The sequence below is a fragment of the Acetobacter sp. genome, assembly GCF_047723915.1.
Classification (GTDB): domain Bacteria; phylum Pseudomonadota; class Alphaproteobacteria; order Acetobacterales; family Acetobacteraceae; genus Acetobacter.
The window spans coordinates 4,384-18,379 of the sequence record NZ_JBDOBQ010000013.1 but is presented as its reverse complement, the minus strand read 5'-3'; the positions used below and the strand labels follow the sequence as shown (position 1 = coordinate 18,379).

Sequence of the window (13,996 nt, the reverse complement as noted above, 5' to 3'; positions counted from 1 at the left end):
CGTGGCGCTGGATCAGTGATGCGCGACGCTGGGGCTATGATCTTTCTCGATATGCACGAGCGTGTAGGCCGACATGACGATAACGGGCACCAGAAAAGCCACGACCACGGGGCCGAGAGACGTCAGGCCACCGAGGAAAAAAGCAATCAGGTCAAGACCCAGCAGCGCGATGCACAGAAACATACCCATCCCTAAAACCCCTTGTATTTTTTAAATGGCGAACACCCGGACTGCACGGTATCGTTCGGGCATAGCCCAATGCATGACCCGCAAGGTTCCGCCAGATTTCATCACAAATCAGACAGCGTCACACTACTCTTCTGGTCTTGGGGGTCAAGTTACCTGACGCATGGCACATCGGCTTTTTTGGGCGATGACCCGGTCGGGGCGAGTGCGGCTTCAAGCGCTGAACCCATGACCTCGTTCGGGTGCCCCGTTCCGATGGCGCTGTCCTGACATGTGGTTGCGCCATTGGATGGTGCGGCAGGTTGTGTCTGCGCTGTATTGCCGGATGTCGGGGCGAGAACGGCCGCCACGGGGTCCGTCTTCTGGGCGGAAGCCTGGCGTACAATGCCCGACGGGGCTGCTGTGGGGCTGTTTTCAGGCAGGATCGTGCCCGCGTTTCCGTCCTGCGGAGGCACATTTTTTGTAGCGGGCGGTAGGCCGGAAAGCGCCACGGCCGGGGGTGTCGCCTGAACAGGAGGGGGTGCCAGATCAGCAGGTTGCACGGCAACCGCCTGCACGGCAGCGGGGGGCGTGCTGCCTTGTGCTGTCGTATTCACGACGGGTCCGTTCCGGAGGGCGGGTGCGGCCTGCGCGGTTTCGTTCCGGATTGCCTCTGGCGCGGCAGGGCTGTCGTCTGTCTGCCCGAAAGGTGTGGGCGCGGCCAGGGTGGAGTCGGTGGTAATGGGTGCTGCGTGCGCGAGTGTGGGCGGGGTTTGCGGCTGTGGCGTAACGCTTGGCAGGGTGGGGGCGTAAAAGGCCGAAACCGGGTTGAATATGCCCAGGGTTCCGCCGCCGATCTTGTGGGCCGATTTGACGGGAGTGTTCAGGCACCCCTTTACCACGGTGGCGCAAACACCGTCCGTTCCCACCATGCGGTCGTCATCGCCGCTGTAGTGCATGTCGGTCACGTGGTCATCCACCAGCCGGATGGACGCTACACAGGTCTTGCCCGCTCCGCCCAGTGTCGTCTGGGACAGGTTGACCAGTGTCTGGAGCGGGAAGAGTGTGGAATCGTTCGAGGACGGCGTGTTGATCGTGCGCGTGTACTGGAAAATTTCCACATGATCGTTGATTTTCTGTCGCTTGTCGGGAATTCCGGCACAGGCTTGCAGGTCCTCGCTGTTCATGCCGATCACGGCAATCTGGCCCTTGTGGGCGGTACGGGATTCGTTATACCCGCACCCGCCCAGCGACAGCAGGAGCAGGGCGGCGGCCCCGGTCCTGTATCCGGATGGAGGACATGGCCGGACATGGCGCGTCCTGGCGGTGCGGTGTGTCATTCTTCCTCCCACGGGGTGGCGGCTGGGCGTTGCAGCCCCTGCTTATAGCGCTTTCATGGCGGTGTCATGGCCTGGTTGTTCTGCCCTGCGCCAGACCACCCTTGCTGGATATGGAGGTTTATCCGTATCCTGCCAGCGAACTGAGCAGGGAAGAGAGTTTTATGCAGGGATTTCGTCCTGTCTGTGCGGCATTGGGCTTGTGTGCCGTTCTGGTGTCGGTGGCTGTCGCGGCTCCCGCTCCCATCCCCGGGCATGTCGGGGGCGGGCATAGTCTCAAGGTGCCGGCGGAACCGCCGTTCATGACGGTGGCCAACGCGCCGCCCGGCATTCTGGATTATGATGGCATTCCCACGGTGGAATACGCCACACCCGCCAATGTGGCGGGGCTGATGTATTATTGCGACCATAACAGACTGGTCACTGACACGACCGTGCGTTCGCTGGGCCGGGAACTGGCGCGGCGCGACGATATTCGCCGTGCCGCCGACTATGCCTGGGGTGGTCAGGGCATGCTGCGGATCAGCCCCCGGCGGCTGTTCGACATGAAAACCCTGAACCACGATCAGCGTGGGGCTGTCTGCGCCCGTACGGCCCTGATGGGGCCGGATCTGCTCAGGACCGAGCGCCACAAGGCGGCTGGCCGACACGGCTGACGCATCTGCCGCGTGCCGGGCGCATGGAAAGTGCGCTCTAAACAAGGCGGTCGGGCGGCCGTGGATTGTGGTGCGTCCTTTGCGGACATAAATTAGCCATGGCCTGCGGCGCAGGATCGGTCCAGCCCGAAGGCGGGCAGGAATGATATGAACCATTGGAACTTGAAGAGATTGCGATGAAGATGCGTCGATTGGTAATTATGGGCGTGGCTGGCATGCTGGCCGCCCAGCTTGGCGCAACGGTCCGGGCGGAACCCGGCGGGTGCCTGAAATACGGCGCGGCAGGGGCTGTTGGCGGCCATGTCGCCAACCATCATGCCGTTCTGGGCGCTGCCACCGGCTGTGTGGTAGGCATGTACAGGCGTCATGAATACCGCAAGGAAGCCCGCGCCAAGGCCAAGCTGTATGATCAGGAACATCCCGGCGCCAAAGGCTCTTACGAACAGAAAGCCACGGCTTACGATGTGGAGCATTCCACCACGCCGGGCGCCATGCAGCCCTCGGGTACGCCAAATGCCCCGGGCACGCCCAACACCCCGCCGACGCAGCCTGAAGGCCCGCAATCGGGTGAGCGCCTGTAACGCTGCATGAACCCGTGTGCTGTGGGGGCTGCTCAGGCCCCCACGGTTTACGTGGGCCCCCTATTATGAGGGGGATGATATTCTGATACTTTCCAGCGCGTGACCGGTGGCTATTACCATAATACGCTCCAGCTCCTCCCATACATCGGGCAGTACAAGCAGGCGTTTGTGGAACAGCGTGCGTATGACGCAGGCAAGAGCAGGCAGGTTCAGCTTCCTGCGTTGCCACTCTGGCTGGTTGAGGCGCTTGGCGTTGACCTGGCACAGGCTCATCAGCACGATATCGAGCGCCAGATGCGCCCATAGAACACGGCCAAGCGGGGCGGTGGGGGCGTAGATATCGGGTATGATGGAAGCAATACGCCAGCTTTCCGCATTGCGCGCGTAATGGATGGTGTAGTGCAGATATTCGGAAAACGTGAACCGGTTCGTAAATCCCAGATCGTATTCCGCTGCCTCCAGAAACTCCTTGCACAACCGGGATGCCGTGTCGAAAGGCAGGGCCGCATTGCCAAGGTGGAACAGGCGGGTGGCAAGCTGTAGCACGGCGGGCACGCGTAACTGCGACGTGGTAATGCACAGCACCGTTATGGCCACCAGTTCCTTTTCGGTCATGTTGGACAGCAGGCGGCGGAAATTCCGCCTGTAGCTGCCCGTAAGGGACAGCATATGGTCGTAAAACGGTTCTGACAGGACGAGGCTGTAGTCGGATTTATATCTGTCCGGCATGGCACGTACTAAGGTTAGGGAGTGGCAGAATGACGGGGCAGAGACAGGTGGGACACTGGCTGCATGGAAGGCCTCCTCTATCCGGTCCGATGTCTTGTGGAATACGGTATGTTGTCTTGTCAGTTCTGCAAAGACCCTAAACGGCCCAGGCGGTCCGATAGCATTCCATAATGGAATACTTATGCATGTATATGGTAAATAAAATGTTGCATGTTACTATAATTTTATAGTTTCTTCGGAGCCGTGCGGGTTCCGTCAGTTTTGCATGTTCACGGCATCGGGCGTGAATGCGCAGGCCCCGCCTTTGGGACATGATGAGGCCGGACTGCGCATTCCATCGGGGTCAGTCCGTCGTGTCGTGCCCGTCCGGCGCGTTCATGCGGTGCCTGAGTGCGTGCTGGTGCCGGAGTTCGTGTTCACGCTGCTGGCGTTTGCGGCTGCGGGCCGCTGCCATGTCCGCCCCCAGATGGGCTTCGCCCCGCTGCGCGGCCAGCCGGGTCTGGCGTTCGCGCTCGGCATGGCGCATGCGCCCCGTGGTGTCCAGCTGGTCATGGCAGGCGGGGCAGCTCACACCTGTCTCGAACAGGGGCGAGGCCTTGTCCTGCGGGCTCACCGGCGTGCGACAGGCATGGCACAGTTCAAGCGTGCCGGGTTCCAGCCCATGGCCCACCGTCACGCGCTGGTCGAACACGAAACATTCGCCACGCCACAGGCTTTGCTCCTGCGGGATGGTTTCAAGGTATTTCAGTATCCCGCCCTGCAGGTGGTAGACCTCATCCAGCCCTTCCGCCTTGACGAAAGCCGTCGCCTTTTCGCAGCGGATACCGCCTGTGCAGAACATGGCAATACGGGGTTTGGTCCCGTTGGCCAGCAACGTGTCGCGGTTGTCGCGGAACCATTGCGGGAATTCGCGGAACGTTCTGGTGCGCGGGTCCATTGCGCCTTCGAACGTGCCCACCGCCACTTCGTAGTCGTTGCGTGTGTCGATCAGGATCGTGTCGGGGTCACGCAGCAGGTCGTTCCAGGCTTCGGGGGGGACGTACGTGCCCACGCTGCGGTTGGGGTCTATGCCCTCCACACCCATGCTCACGATCTCTTTTTTCAGCCGCACTTTCATGCGCAGGAACGGCAGCGTGTCCGCGCGGGAGAATTTGACTTCCGTCTGTGCGCAGTTCGGCAGGCTGCGGATATGTGCGAGCACGGCCGCGATCCCGTCATCGGGGCCGGCTATGGTGCCGTTCAGGCCTTCGGTCGCCAGCAGCAGGATCCCTTTCACGCCATGGGCGGTACACAGGTCCAGCAGCGGGGCGCGCAGGGCTGCGGGGTCTTCAAAATGTGTAAAACGGTACAGGGCGGCAACACAGACAGGGCGGCCTGCAGGGTCCTGCTGCGCGGCAGGTAGGGTAGGGTTTGCGGTCACGGCGTCTGTGGTCCTTGCTGCTCTGTCTGTCATGCCACGGACCGTCTGCCGGGGCCTGTTTTCAAACCGGTTCCGTGCGGCGGGTGCCTTGGAGCCGTTCCTGCCGCGATGCGTCAAACGCGGTCGGGGCGGCCAGTCAAGGTGGCCACCAGTCAAGGTAGCCAGCCGGTGTAGCCAGCCGGGATTGCCGGATTGGGGCGGGCGCTCCGGCCAATGGTTCGGGCCGGTGCTCCGGATACGGGGCCGGCAAGCCCTGACTGGTCTTTTCAGGGGGAGTACGCGGGTTCTGGAAACAGCCTCTTAGCGGTGGGGCTCATGCACGGGCAAGTTTTTTCACGGTCGCACGGTATATCCTGCCTTCGTTGGTGCAGGGTGGGTGCGTGTTGATGCCACATGTGGGTGAACCTGGCGCGCTGTGTTACATGCGGCCAGATGTCTGCGCGCACCCGATCAGGAACCAACGGACCATGATAAAGCACCCACCCAAGGCTGCCCTGCTGTCGATCGTCAACAGGTGCAATGACAGCGTTGCCGTGAAAATGACGGTGATATTCGGCAGCATCTGGTGTGTGTACGCCTTCCTGCTGTTTTCGCTTACACCGCTTGTCGTGCCCAAATGGCAGGATACGCTGCTTTATATCAGCAACTGCATCCAGCTTGTGGCGCTGCCCGCGCTGATGGTGGGGAGTGCTGTGCTGAACCGGGGCGCGAACGAGCGGGCGGAACAGGACCACCAGGCGCTGCTGGAAATTCTGGCCGACGTGAAAGAAGAACTGGCGGATCTCAAGCTCAGGACCTCGGGCCTGACGCGTTATACGACAGAGGCGCTGCAACGGCCCATGGTGACGGATGTTTCCATCTCGGACCAGACTTTCGTGAACCTTGGCGGCTCGCCCCCGCCCGACACCGATCCTTCCTGACCGCGCCGGATGGTCAGCGGATTTTTGACGAGTATCAAGGATAAACCCATGCGTTCCGCCCGTTCCAGCCTGTCGGCCCTTGCCCTGATCACCACATCGCTGACAACGCTGGCCCATGCGGCACCGTCGGCACCGGCACCTGCGGTACAGGCCGCGCAGGATGGGGCGGCCGGTAACAGACTGCCGCGCGCGGGCACGGCTACCGCGCGGCCTGCCCCCCGGCCCACCGCGGGTGCGGGGCAGGCCGGTTCCATAGCAGCCCACACGACGGGGGGAACGGTCCGTGCGCCCGGTCTGGCATCGGCCCCGCCCACCCGCGCCTCGGGCGTGGAACGGCTGACCGTACATGGCGATTCCGTGCAGGTGCGGGCGGGTGGGGGCATGATCCAGCCCGGTTCCGAACCGCAGGCCAGCAGTCTTGTCGGGCAGGACTTCATTGCCCGGCAGGCCCCGACCTCCACCGCCTACGAACTGGTGGCCCAGATGCCCGGCGCCAATGTCAGCGGGTCGGACCCGTTCGGTTTTTCGCCCCAGACCAACATCTCCATCCGTGGCATGAACGGGGATGCCATAGGCTATGTGCTCGAAGGCATGCCGCTGAACGATATCGCCTATTACACCGGCTACCCCAGCCAGTTCGCCGATAGCGAGAATTACGAAAGTGTCGCAGTCCAGCAGGGTGCGCCGGATCTGGACAGCCCGGTCCTGAATGCAGCCGGAGGGTTGATGAAGCTGCGGTTCCGCACGCCATCGGACAAGGCCGGCGGGTTTGTGAACGCCTCGTACGGGTCCTACAATACCAACCGGCAGTTCCTGCGTCTTGAAAGCGGGGAAATCGGGCGGACGGGTCTGCGGGGTTTTGTCTCCTATTCCCATGCCCAGACGGATAACTGGCGCGGTCCGGGTCGGGACGAGCGCCAGCACGTGGACTTCAAGCTGGAAAAAACCTGGGGGCACGGCAACAGTGCGGCGTTTCTGGGGTCATGGAACCAGGCCATAGACAGTTATTACCCCCAGGCCACGCTGGAAAGCTGGCGGCAGGACGGTATTCATGGGGCCAACAACCTTGCCGCCCGGTTCGACCCCACGAATGACGCCGCGGGCACCGATTACTGGCGCCTTGCCCGCCAGCCGGAGCGTACCCTGTATATGGGAGCCCCCGTCACGCTGCATTTCGACCACGGGCTGACCCTGCGGGCCATGCCATACGCGCAGGGGGCTTACGGCAATGCGCCGGGGGGCACGCAACTGCCGGTCAGCGGATTATTCAACGGCGCGACCCCCGTGCAGGATACGCTGAACGCGCCAGTGGTGGTGGACGACTACGCGACAGTCCGGGCGGATTATACACAGCGCAGTTACCGTTCGGGCTTTACGGCGGCGCTGGACTGGACGCGTGGGCACAACACGTTGAGCGTGGGCTACTGGTACGACTACGGAGATGACGCCGAGCGCGAAACCTTTGCCGTCGTGGGCGCAAACGGGCATGCAGGCAGCATATGGGGGGCAACGCCCATTCTGGCTGCCCCCGGTCAGCCGCTTGTGGGGGCGGATAACCATACCATTGCCCAGACCAACGCCCTGTTTCTGGGGGACCGGCTTTCGCTCCTGCACGACCGCCTGCTGCTGAGCGCCGGTTTCAAGGAGGTCATGGCCTCGCGCACCGGCACCAACGGCGTGCCGGGTGCCGTATGGCGTACCGGCACCAATACCGCCGTGCCGCTGCCACGGCTTGGGGCACGGTTTCAGATCACGCCGCATCATCAGGTGTTTTTCGATGCCACGACAAATTTCCGTACCCCAGCCGAAACCGCCATGTACGACGGCTACGACCCGACCAGCGGCGCGCTGATCCAGAAGGGCACCACCAGCCTCCGGAACGAATATTCCATTGCCGAGGAACTGGGCTACCGTTACGCGGATGACCGGGTTGTCGGCACGCTGACACTGTTCAACTACAATTTCACCAATCGGCAGATCGCAACGCTGGCCATGGTCAACGGCGCGCCGGTACAGTCCACCCTCAATGCCGGGGGGCAGACATCGCGCGGGGTGGATGTGGAGGTGGGACTGCGGCCATGGCACCATTTCAGCCCGTATGTGTCGGGCGAATACCTGCACGCCACCATCGATAACGACCTGTATTCAGGCGGGGACTGGCTGCCGACACGCGGCCGCCGGGCCGTACGCAGCCCCACCCTGCAGGCGGCTGGTGGCCTGACCTATGACGACGGGCACCTGTTCGGGGTGATCACGGCGCATTATACAGGCCACCAGTATGCGACCTTCATGAACGATGAACGCATTCCCGGCCATGTGACGGCCAATCTGGCGCTGGGCTACCGGCTGGCGGATGTCGCGGTGCTGCACAGGCCGGAATTCCGGCTCAATTTCATCAATATCAGCAACCAGCACTACCTGTCCGGTGTTGCTGACCCGACGCTGAACGCCCGTGACACACAGGGCCGTAACGGCACGGTGATCGCGGGGGAGACGCCGGATTATTATATTGGCGGAGGCTTTGCGACGCTGTTTACAGCCTCGACCGGGTTCTGAGCGGTGAGCGGGTCGTCGTCCCCGAGCCCGATGGAGGCCGCGCGCGGAGCAGGCACCCCGCAGTTCGGCGTGAACGGCGTGCAGGAACGCCGCGACTGGCCCTGCCTGAACGTGGATGAAGCCACCCGCGTGCTGGCCCGCTACGCACCGGGCCACACGGTGGGGGACATTGTGTGGCATAGCATGCGCCCGTTCTCGGCCGCGTGCATGGTCGTGCCGGACGGGGCGGATATGCCGGGCGCCTGTTCCGCACCGGACGGTGGAGCGCCTGCCCCCCTGGCCGACGGGAGCGTGCCGACGGGTGCTGCGGTGTTTGCCGGTGGGCAGGCGGTGGTGATCAAACGCCACCATGCCAGCCTGCGGGACGTGGCGGCGCTTGAGGCCGAACACGCGTTCATGCGGCATCTGGCGGGGCGGGGGCTTCCCGTCTGCCTGCCGCAAAGCCTGCCCGACGGCCATACGGCGCTGGCGCTGCCCCCCTGGACGTATGAGGTGTTCGCCAGAGCCCCCGGCACCGATCTGTACCGCGATATCATGTCCTGGAAGCCCTATCTGTCCACGGTACAGGCCCGTTCGGCGGGGGACATGCTCGCTCGCCTGCACAACGCCGCACAGGATTATACAGCGCCCGCGCGTGGCGGGCCGGGTGGCCTGCCGCTCGTGTCGGGCATGCGGGTCGTGGGGCAGGCTGATTTCGGGGCGGCTCTCGCGCAATGGGTCGCGTGCCAGCCCGACCTCGTGCGCTCTCTTGGCGGGCGTGACTGGATGGCGGATGCCCGGGCCGTTCTGGCCCCATTTCATGCCCGGTTGCGGCCGCTCCTGCGCCATGTCAGACCCGCCTGGGGGCATGGGGACTGGCATGGCTCCAACCTGCTCTGGCATGCCCCTGCCGCATCAGCACCCGCGGTGTGCAGCATTCTGGATTTTGGCATGGCCGACAGAACCTGCGCCGCCTTCGATCTGGCGGTGGCGATCGAGCGCGCCATGGTGGACTGGCTGGCGCTGCCCGGCACCGGTATTGTCACCTGGGACCGGCTGGACGCCTTTTTGGCCGGATACCGGACGGCAAGACCGCTTGACCCGGCGGAGCAGGCGCTGGTCGTGGCTTTTCTCCCGCTCGTGCATGTCGAATTCGCGTTCTCCGAGGTGGCGTATTTCGGCGCGCTCGTCCAAGACCCGGCCTCGGCCGAGGTCGCATATACAGACTACCTGCTGGGCCATGCCCGGTGGTTCGCGGGCGGGGAGGGCAGGCAGCTTCTCGCATGTCTGCCCAGGCTTCTGGCCAGTCCCGCCGATGGCGTGGCCCTTGGGGCACGGCAGGGGATAAGTCGTGGGGCTGCGGGTGGATACGACGGAGTGCCGGACATGCCGCCATGTCGCTGACCGAATGGGTGGCCGCACTGGCCAGTGCCCTTGGCGTCTGGCTTACGGGGCGGCGTATGCTCAGCGGCTGGATCGTGACCGTTCTGGCGTCGGGGCTGTATGGTGTCGTGTTCGCCCGGGCACGGCTTTATGCCGATATGGCGCTCCAGGCGATATTCGTGCTGATCGCGCTCTATGGCCTGTGGTGCTGGTGGCGGGGCGTGCGGCACGCAGGCGGGCAACGGCTGCACGTGGTATGCCCCATGGCGGCCGTATTATGGCGCGATAGCGCCATAGCCGGGGCTGGCGGGCTGCTGCTGGCCTGGGTCTTGCGCTCCTGGACAGATGACGCCGTGCCGGTGGCGGATGCAATGCTGAGCGCTTACAGCATTCTCGGTCAGGTCTGGACCGCGCGGCGGTTCAGGGCCTGCTGGCTGCTCTGGATCGGGGTGGACGCGCTTTATGCGGTTCTGTTTGTCGAACGCGCCCTGTATGTCACGGCCATGCTTTATGCCGGTTTTGTGCTTCTGGCGGCGTGGGGCTGGCGGCAATGGGGAGACCGCGCGCCCGACGTTGCGAAAAATCGCAACGAGTAAAACAGTGCTGGACGGAGCGCGAATACAGTCCGTTCCGCTTTTTCCCGCCCTGCTATAGTGGCCGTTATTATGCCCGCGCGCATGATGACAGTGCCAATCCGCCGTATTCGGGGCGGCGTGCAGAGGCTGTGGATGAATTCCGGCACTTCCGACTCGCTGCTGGAGAGCCAGGTCAAGCGGATTCTCGGCACCTGAAGGGTGGAAAACGCAGAACCCTTGGAATACTGCGGTTTTTTACTCTCTGTACACCATGGGCTCAGGCCCGATTATCCACAGGGATCGGGGGCGGATTGCGGGAAAACCCTGTGGATAGTTTTGTGGAAGGTAGAGGCTCTCACAGTTTTTTGCGCCTTTCTGCATTTGTTCTCCATACCGTGCGGAAGGAGCAGGACCGGCAGGGCGGAAAACGCTCCGGCTCGCTTTTCCAACGCCGTGCCACAGGCCCGGCGAGACGGTTTGCGCGCCCTGCCGTGCCGCTTTGGGGGGGGGCTTGGCATGGTTCGGCGGGTCTGGCCTTATTGTGGCTGGACAGCGCGCCCGCCCTGTGGTGAGCCTGACCCACACCATGCCACCACAGGGCTGTTATCCATGTCGTTTTATACCTGTCTTGTCGTCATGTTCGGCGGTGCCCTGGGCACGCTGGCCCGTTATCTCGTATCGGTGGCGACAGCACCGTTCAGCCGCTACATGCCGTGGGGCACGATTGTGGGCGTGAACATGCTGGGGTCGTTCGTGATCGGCTTTTTCGGTACGCTCACCCTTGCTTCGGGGCGGTATCCGGTTTCCGAAACCACGCGGCTGTTCGTTATGCTGGGGCTGTGCGGGGGCTACACCACGTTTTCGTCCTTCAGCCTGCAAACGCTCGATCTGCTGCGCATAGGCGCATGGGGGCGTGCTTTGCTGACTGTGATACTGTCGGTGGTGCTGTCGGTCGGTGCCGTGGCGCTGGGCCATGTCGCGGCATCACGCCTGAACAGCCATACGATCCTGATCGCTCAGGCGGATGTGGAAGAGGAAGTCTGAGGGGCAGGGGGTGTTCGCTGTGCGGGCTGCCGCGTTTCGGGCGCAATCGGTCCGGTGCATATAGCCCGGCCCGCATAGCCGCCCGGTAGGGGGGCGGGCGGGCCGGAGCGCGCGTTTTCCGTCCCGCAGCGTGGGCTGGTTATTGGGGTTCTTTGTACATCACGCACAGCTTGTTGCCGTCCGGGTCGCGCAGGTAGGCAAGGTAGAGCGGGCCGTTGCTGGTCTGGCGCACGCCGGGCGGGTTTTCTATGGCGGTGCCGCCGTTTGCAACCCCGGCCTTGTACCAGGCCTCGGCCATGGCGGGGCTTTTGGCCTCAAAGCCGATCGTGCCGCCATTGGCTCCGGTCGCGGGCTTGCCGTCCAGTGGGGCGCCGACAATAAAGCGCGAACCGTGCTGGGCATAGACCAGCCGCCCGTTGGCATGCACGTCGGACGGAGCGATATCCAGCGCTTCGAAAATGGCGTTATAAAATGTCTGGGAACGCGCAATATCGTTGCTGCCCACCATAATATGCGTGAACATGGCGTGTCGGTCCTTCTGTTTTGCGACTGGGCAGCAGACTAGCGGGTTGCCTGTGGCTGGCAAGCCCCGTTCCGGTCGATACCCGCCATGCGCGCAAAACGGCGCTGGCGGCTGAAGAACAGCTTGCTGGCCAGCCAGAACACCACGTCCTGCATCTTGGTATGTGGCTTCAGCCCCACGGTCTTGAACACCATGCCGGTTACGCGGCGCAGGTGGTGTGGCTGATAGTTGCGCATGGCGCGCGCCATATAGGCGGTAATGCAGCGCGTATGGTCGTACGGCAGGCCCGGCGGTTCGTTGGTGGTATGGTAGGCCGATGCCAGTTCGTCGTCCTCGCTTTCCGTCACGCGGCCCAGGGCAATGCGCAGGCGTTTGAACACACCTATGTTTTCGCGGCCCAGATAACGCTGCATGTGATCGTAGAACAGCTTGAAATGCCGGAACTCATCGGCCGCGATCTGCTTGCACAGCGCCTTGAGCACGGGTTCCTCCGTGGCGTCGGCCAGGGCGGAATAAAAGGAGGAGGTACCGATTTCCACCATACATCGGGCGATCAGTTCCCCCGTGCGCGATCCCCGCACGGACTGGTTGACCTCAAGCGGAATACGGTAGGAATCCCGGTAGCGCTGGAAGGCCGCGTCGTAGTCCCAGTGCGGGTCGGCCAGCATGGCCCAGCGACCCAGCGCGTCGCCGTGCTGGACTTCCTCTTCCGCCCACAGATCGGCCGCGAGGCGAAAATCCGGGTCGTCGCTGAACACGTTGTTCAGGTAACGCGCGTAATCCACGGCGTTGCGTTCCACGACCGAGGCCGCCTTGATGGCGGGCACAAGTTCAGGATCGACCTTGGAGGGGTCGAACCGGTCCCATGCAAGCTGATCTATCTGCCAGTGTTTCATAGACCGGACCTCCTGTTACGCCCGCGTGACCCCGTTTGCCCGTGTCATTGCACTGTCGGGGCAAGCCCCGCTGGCCTGTCACGCCAGATCATGCTGGCGGCGTTTTAGCCCATCTGCTCCGTTGGCGGAATGATGGGCGGGAAAAAAACACCGGAGTCAAGCATGACGTGCCTTTTTCGCGGCCCCGACAGCGGTCCGGCACAACGCACAGGAGCCCATGAACGCGGCCCTCGAACAGGCAAGCCAGATATGGGGGGCTGCCAGCGCCGCGCCAGAGGTCATGCCGCAGCGTGGCCCCAGGCGTGCCACGCGTGAGCGGTCCTGCGGGAGTATCGAGGACGGTTTTAGCGGTTGTTCCGAGGGATGTTCCGGGGTGTCAGCGCATGTGGCGCCGGGGACCGGGGCCACAATGCCATGGTTGCGCCGTCGGTCGTCCCGGCGCGGGGGCGCGGGCAGGGGCGGGAGCATGGAGCAGGCCCCGGCCATACAGTCTGAGGGCTTGCGACACGACAGTGCCCCCGCTACCCGGTCGGGGTAACGGGGTAACGGGGTAACGGGGTGGTCGGTCAGGGGGTGGCGGTTACTGTCGCGGGCAGGCTGTCACCGGGCTGCGGTGGCGGTAGTTCGCGCGGGCGGCGTTCTTCATCCAGCGCCACAAAAATAAACTCGCCTTCCGTCACCTTGGAGGTGATGTGGGTATGCCGCGCCCGCCGCCATGTTTCGACATGGATGGTCAGCGACGTGCGGCCCGAGCGGATGATATTGGTATAAATGCTGACCTCATCCCCCACCACCACGGGTTCGAGAAAGACCAGGCTGTTGATCGCGACAGTCACGCAGCGGCCATTGGCGCGGAAGGCGGCCGTGGTTCCGGCGGCAAGGTCCATCTGCGACATGATCCAGCCGCCGAACACGTCCCCCGCCGGGTTGGTGTCGGTTGGCATGGCCACGACGCGTATGGTGGGAACACCCAGTGGTGGCGAGGAATGCTTGGAATGCGACATTACGGCGGGCCCTCATGACTCGGATCTGTTGCGTTCAGATCACTTAAAATTATCCCATCCTACAATAGACCGCATTGCGATCTTCCGTAGCCTCAGTTTTTTGTGAGGAGCGGAACGGCGGGATGGACAGGGCCGGGCAGGGGTGCGCCCAAAGTGCCAGTGCCAGTGCCAGTGCCAGTGCCAGTGCCAGTGCCAGGGCCAGTGCCAGTGCCAGTGCCAGTGCCAGTG

The 13,996-nt window shown here is 63.4% G+C and carries 14 protein-coding genes; 7 read left to right on the top strand and 7 right to left on the bottom strand.

Annotated elements, in window-relative coordinates:
• Positions 1 to 12: 12 nt before the first annotated feature.
• Both ABF990_RS08705 and ABF990_RS08700 read right to left on the bottom strand, forming a co-directional pair.
• Positions 13 to 183, bottom strand: a complete 171-nt coding sequence (locus ABF990_RS08705; RefSeq protein ID WP_415506548.1) for a hypothetical protein — start codon at positions 181 to 183, stop codon at positions 13 to 15.
• 155 nt (positions 184 to 338) lie between these two features.
• Complete coding sequence (locus ABF990_RS08700; protein ID WP_415500657.1) at positions 339 to 1,505, bottom strand: hypothetical protein; 1,167 nt, start codon at positions 1,503 to 1,505, stop codon at positions 339 to 341.
• 161 nt (positions 1,506 to 1,666) lie between these two features.
• On the opposite strand from ABF990_RS08700, the gene ABF990_RS08695 reads away from it, so the two are divergent.
• The gene (locus tag ABF990_RS08695; RefSeq protein WP_415500656.1) at positions 1,667 to 2,158 is read left to right on the top strand and encodes a hypothetical protein; all 492 of its coding nucleotides are present in this window, start codon (positions 1,667 to 1,669) and stop codon (positions 2,156 to 2,158) included.
• A 200-nt stretch (positions 2,159 to 2,358) separates the two neighbouring features.
• Positions 2,359 to 2,739 (top strand): hypothetical protein, encoded by a 381-nt coding sequence (locus ABF990_RS08690; protein ID WP_415500668.1) that lies wholly within the window; start codon positions 2,359 to 2,361, stop codon positions 2,737 to 2,739.
• 63 nt (positions 2,740 to 2,802) lie between these two features.
• On the opposite strand, the gene ABF990_RS08685 is transcribed toward ABF990_RS08690, so the two are convergent.
• Both ABF990_RS08685 and ABF990_RS08680 read right to left on the bottom strand, forming a co-directional pair.
• A complete protein-coding gene (locus tag ABF990_RS08685) occupies positions 2,803 to 3,468 on the bottom strand; it encodes a hypothetical protein (protein ID WP_415500655.1) in 666 nt (221 codons plus the stop codon).
• Between the two features lie 343 nt (positions 3,469 to 3,811).
• The gene (locus ABF990_RS08680; RefSeq protein WP_415500654.1) at positions 3,812 to 4,921 is read right to left on the bottom strand and encodes a rhodanese-related sulfurtransferase; all 1,110 of its coding nucleotides are present in this window, start codon (positions 4,919 to 4,921) and stop codon (positions 3,812 to 3,814) included.
• 434 nt (positions 4,922 to 5,355) lie between these two features.
• On the opposite strand from ABF990_RS08680, the gene ABF990_RS08675 reads away from it, so the two are divergent.
• From ABF990_RS08675 to crcB, 5 genes are all read left to right on the top strand, one after another.
• On the top strand, positions 5,356 to 5,808 hold the full coding sequence (locus tag ABF990_RS08675; RefSeq protein ID WP_415500653.1) for a hypothetical protein: 453 nt from the start codon (positions 5,356 to 5,358) through the stop codon (positions 5,806 to 5,808).
• Between the two features lie 48 nt (positions 5,809 to 5,856).
• A complete protein-coding gene (locus ABF990_RS08670; protein WP_415500651.1) occupies positions 5,857 to 8,364 on the top strand; it encodes a TonB-dependent receptor in 2,508 nt (835 codons plus the stop codon).
• A 30-nt stretch (positions 8,365 to 8,394) separates the two neighbouring features.
• The gene (locus ABF990_RS08665) at positions 8,395 to 9,747 is read left to right on the top strand and encodes a phosphotransferase enzyme family protein (protein ID WP_415500666.1); all 1,353 of its coding nucleotides are present in this window, start codon (positions 8,395 to 8,397) and stop codon (positions 9,745 to 9,747) included.
• The gene (gene pnuC / locus ABF990_RS08660) at positions 9,738 to 10,322 is read left to right on the top strand and encodes a nicotinamide riboside transporter PnuC (protein ID WP_415500650.1); all 585 of its coding nucleotides are present in this window, start codon (positions 9,738 to 9,740) and stop codon (positions 10,320 to 10,322) included. Before ABF990_RS08665 ends, pnuC begins: the two co-directional genes overlap by 10 nt.
• 588 nt (positions 10,323 to 10,910) lie before the next feature.
• The gene (crcB, locus tag ABF990_RS08655; RefSeq protein ID WP_415500649.1) at positions 10,911 to 11,345 is read left to right on the top strand and encodes a fluoride efflux transporter CrcB; all 435 of its coding nucleotides are present in this window, start codon (positions 10,911 to 10,913) and stop codon (positions 11,343 to 11,345) included.
• A 139-nt stretch (positions 11,346 to 11,484) separates the two neighbouring features.
• Here crcB and ABF990_RS08650 read toward each other — a convergent pair whose 3' ends face one another.
• The 3 genes from ABF990_RS08650 to ABF990_RS08640 form a co-directional block, all read right to left on the bottom strand.
• Complete coding sequence (locus tag ABF990_RS08650; RefSeq protein ID WP_415500648.1) at positions 11,485 to 11,868, bottom strand: VOC family protein; 384 nt, start codon at positions 11,866 to 11,868, stop codon at positions 11,485 to 11,487.
• Positions 11,869 to 11,906: 38 nt separating this feature from the next.
• A complete protein-coding gene (locus tag ABF990_RS08645; RefSeq protein ID WP_415492254.1) occupies positions 11,907 to 12,764 on the bottom strand; it encodes a ferritin-like domain-containing protein in 858 nt (285 codons plus the stop codon).
• Between the two features lie 566 nt (positions 12,765 to 13,330).
• Positions 13,331 to 13,768, bottom strand: coding sequence for an acyl-CoA thioesterase (locus ABF990_RS08640; protein ID WP_415492253.1), 438 nt, complete (start codon positions 13,766 to 13,768; stop codon positions 13,331 to 13,333).
• Positions 13,769 to 13,996 lie beyond the last annotated feature (228 nt).

What these genes read in the sequence shown, in the direction of transcription:
- ABF990_RS08675 (WP_415500653.1), top strand. Translation starts at nt 5,356, where the DNA reads ATGATAAAGCACCCACCCAAGGCTGCCCTGCTGTCGATCGTCAACAGG.
- ABF990_RS08695 (WP_415500656.1), top strand. Translation starts at nt 1,667, where the DNA reads ATGCAGGGATTTCGTCCTGTCTGTGCGGCATTGGGCTTGTGTGCCGTT.
- ABF990_RS08650 (WP_415500648.1), bottom strand. Translation starts at nt 11,868, where the DNA reads ATGTTCACGCATATTATGGTGGGCAGCAACGATATTGCGCGTTCCCAG.
- ABF990_RS08680 (WP_415500654.1), bottom strand. Translation starts at nt 4,921, where the DNA reads ATGACAGACAGAGCAGCAAGGACCACAGACGCCGTGACCGCAAACCCT.
- crcB (WP_415500649.1), top strand. Translation starts at nt 10,911, where the DNA reads ATGTCGTTTTATACCTGTCTTGTCGTCATGTTCGGCGGTGCCCTGGGC.
- ABF990_RS08670 (WP_415500651.1), top strand. Translation starts at nt 5,857, where the DNA reads ATGCGTTCCGCCCGTTCCAGCCTGTCGGCCCTTGCCCTGATCACCACA.
- ABF990_RS08645 (WP_415492254.1), bottom strand. Translation starts at nt 12,764, where the DNA reads ATGAAACACTGGCAGATAGATCAGCTTGCATGGGACCGGTTCGACCCC.
- ABF990_RS08700 (WP_415500657.1), bottom strand. Translation starts at nt 1,505, where the DNA reads ATGACACACCGCACCGCCAGGACGCGCCATGTCCGGCCATGTCCTCCA.
- pnuC (WP_415500650.1), top strand. Translation starts at nt 9,738, where the DNA reads ATGTCGCTGACCGAATGGGTGGCCGCACTGGCCAGTGCCCTTGGCGTC.
- ABF990_RS08665 (WP_415500666.1), top strand. Translation starts at nt 8,395, where the DNA reads ATGGAGGCCGCGCGCGGAGCAGGCACCCCGCAGTTCGGCGTGAACGGC.
- ABF990_RS08705 (WP_415506548.1), bottom strand. Translation starts at nt 183, where the DNA reads ATGTTTCTGTGCATCGCGCTGCTGGGTCTTGACCTGATTGCTTTTTTC.
- ABF990_RS08685 (WP_415500655.1), bottom strand. Translation starts at nt 3,468, where the DNA reads ATGCCGGACAGATATAAATCCGACTACAGCCTCGTCCTGTCAGAACCG.
- ABF990_RS08690 (WP_415500668.1), top strand. Translation starts at nt 2,359, where the DNA reads ATGGGCGTGGCTGGCATGCTGGCCGCCCAGCTTGGCGCAACGGTCCGG.
- ABF990_RS08640 (WP_415492253.1), bottom strand. Translation starts at nt 13,768, where the DNA reads ATGTCGCATTCCAAGCATTCCTCGCCACCACTGGGTGTTCCCACCATA.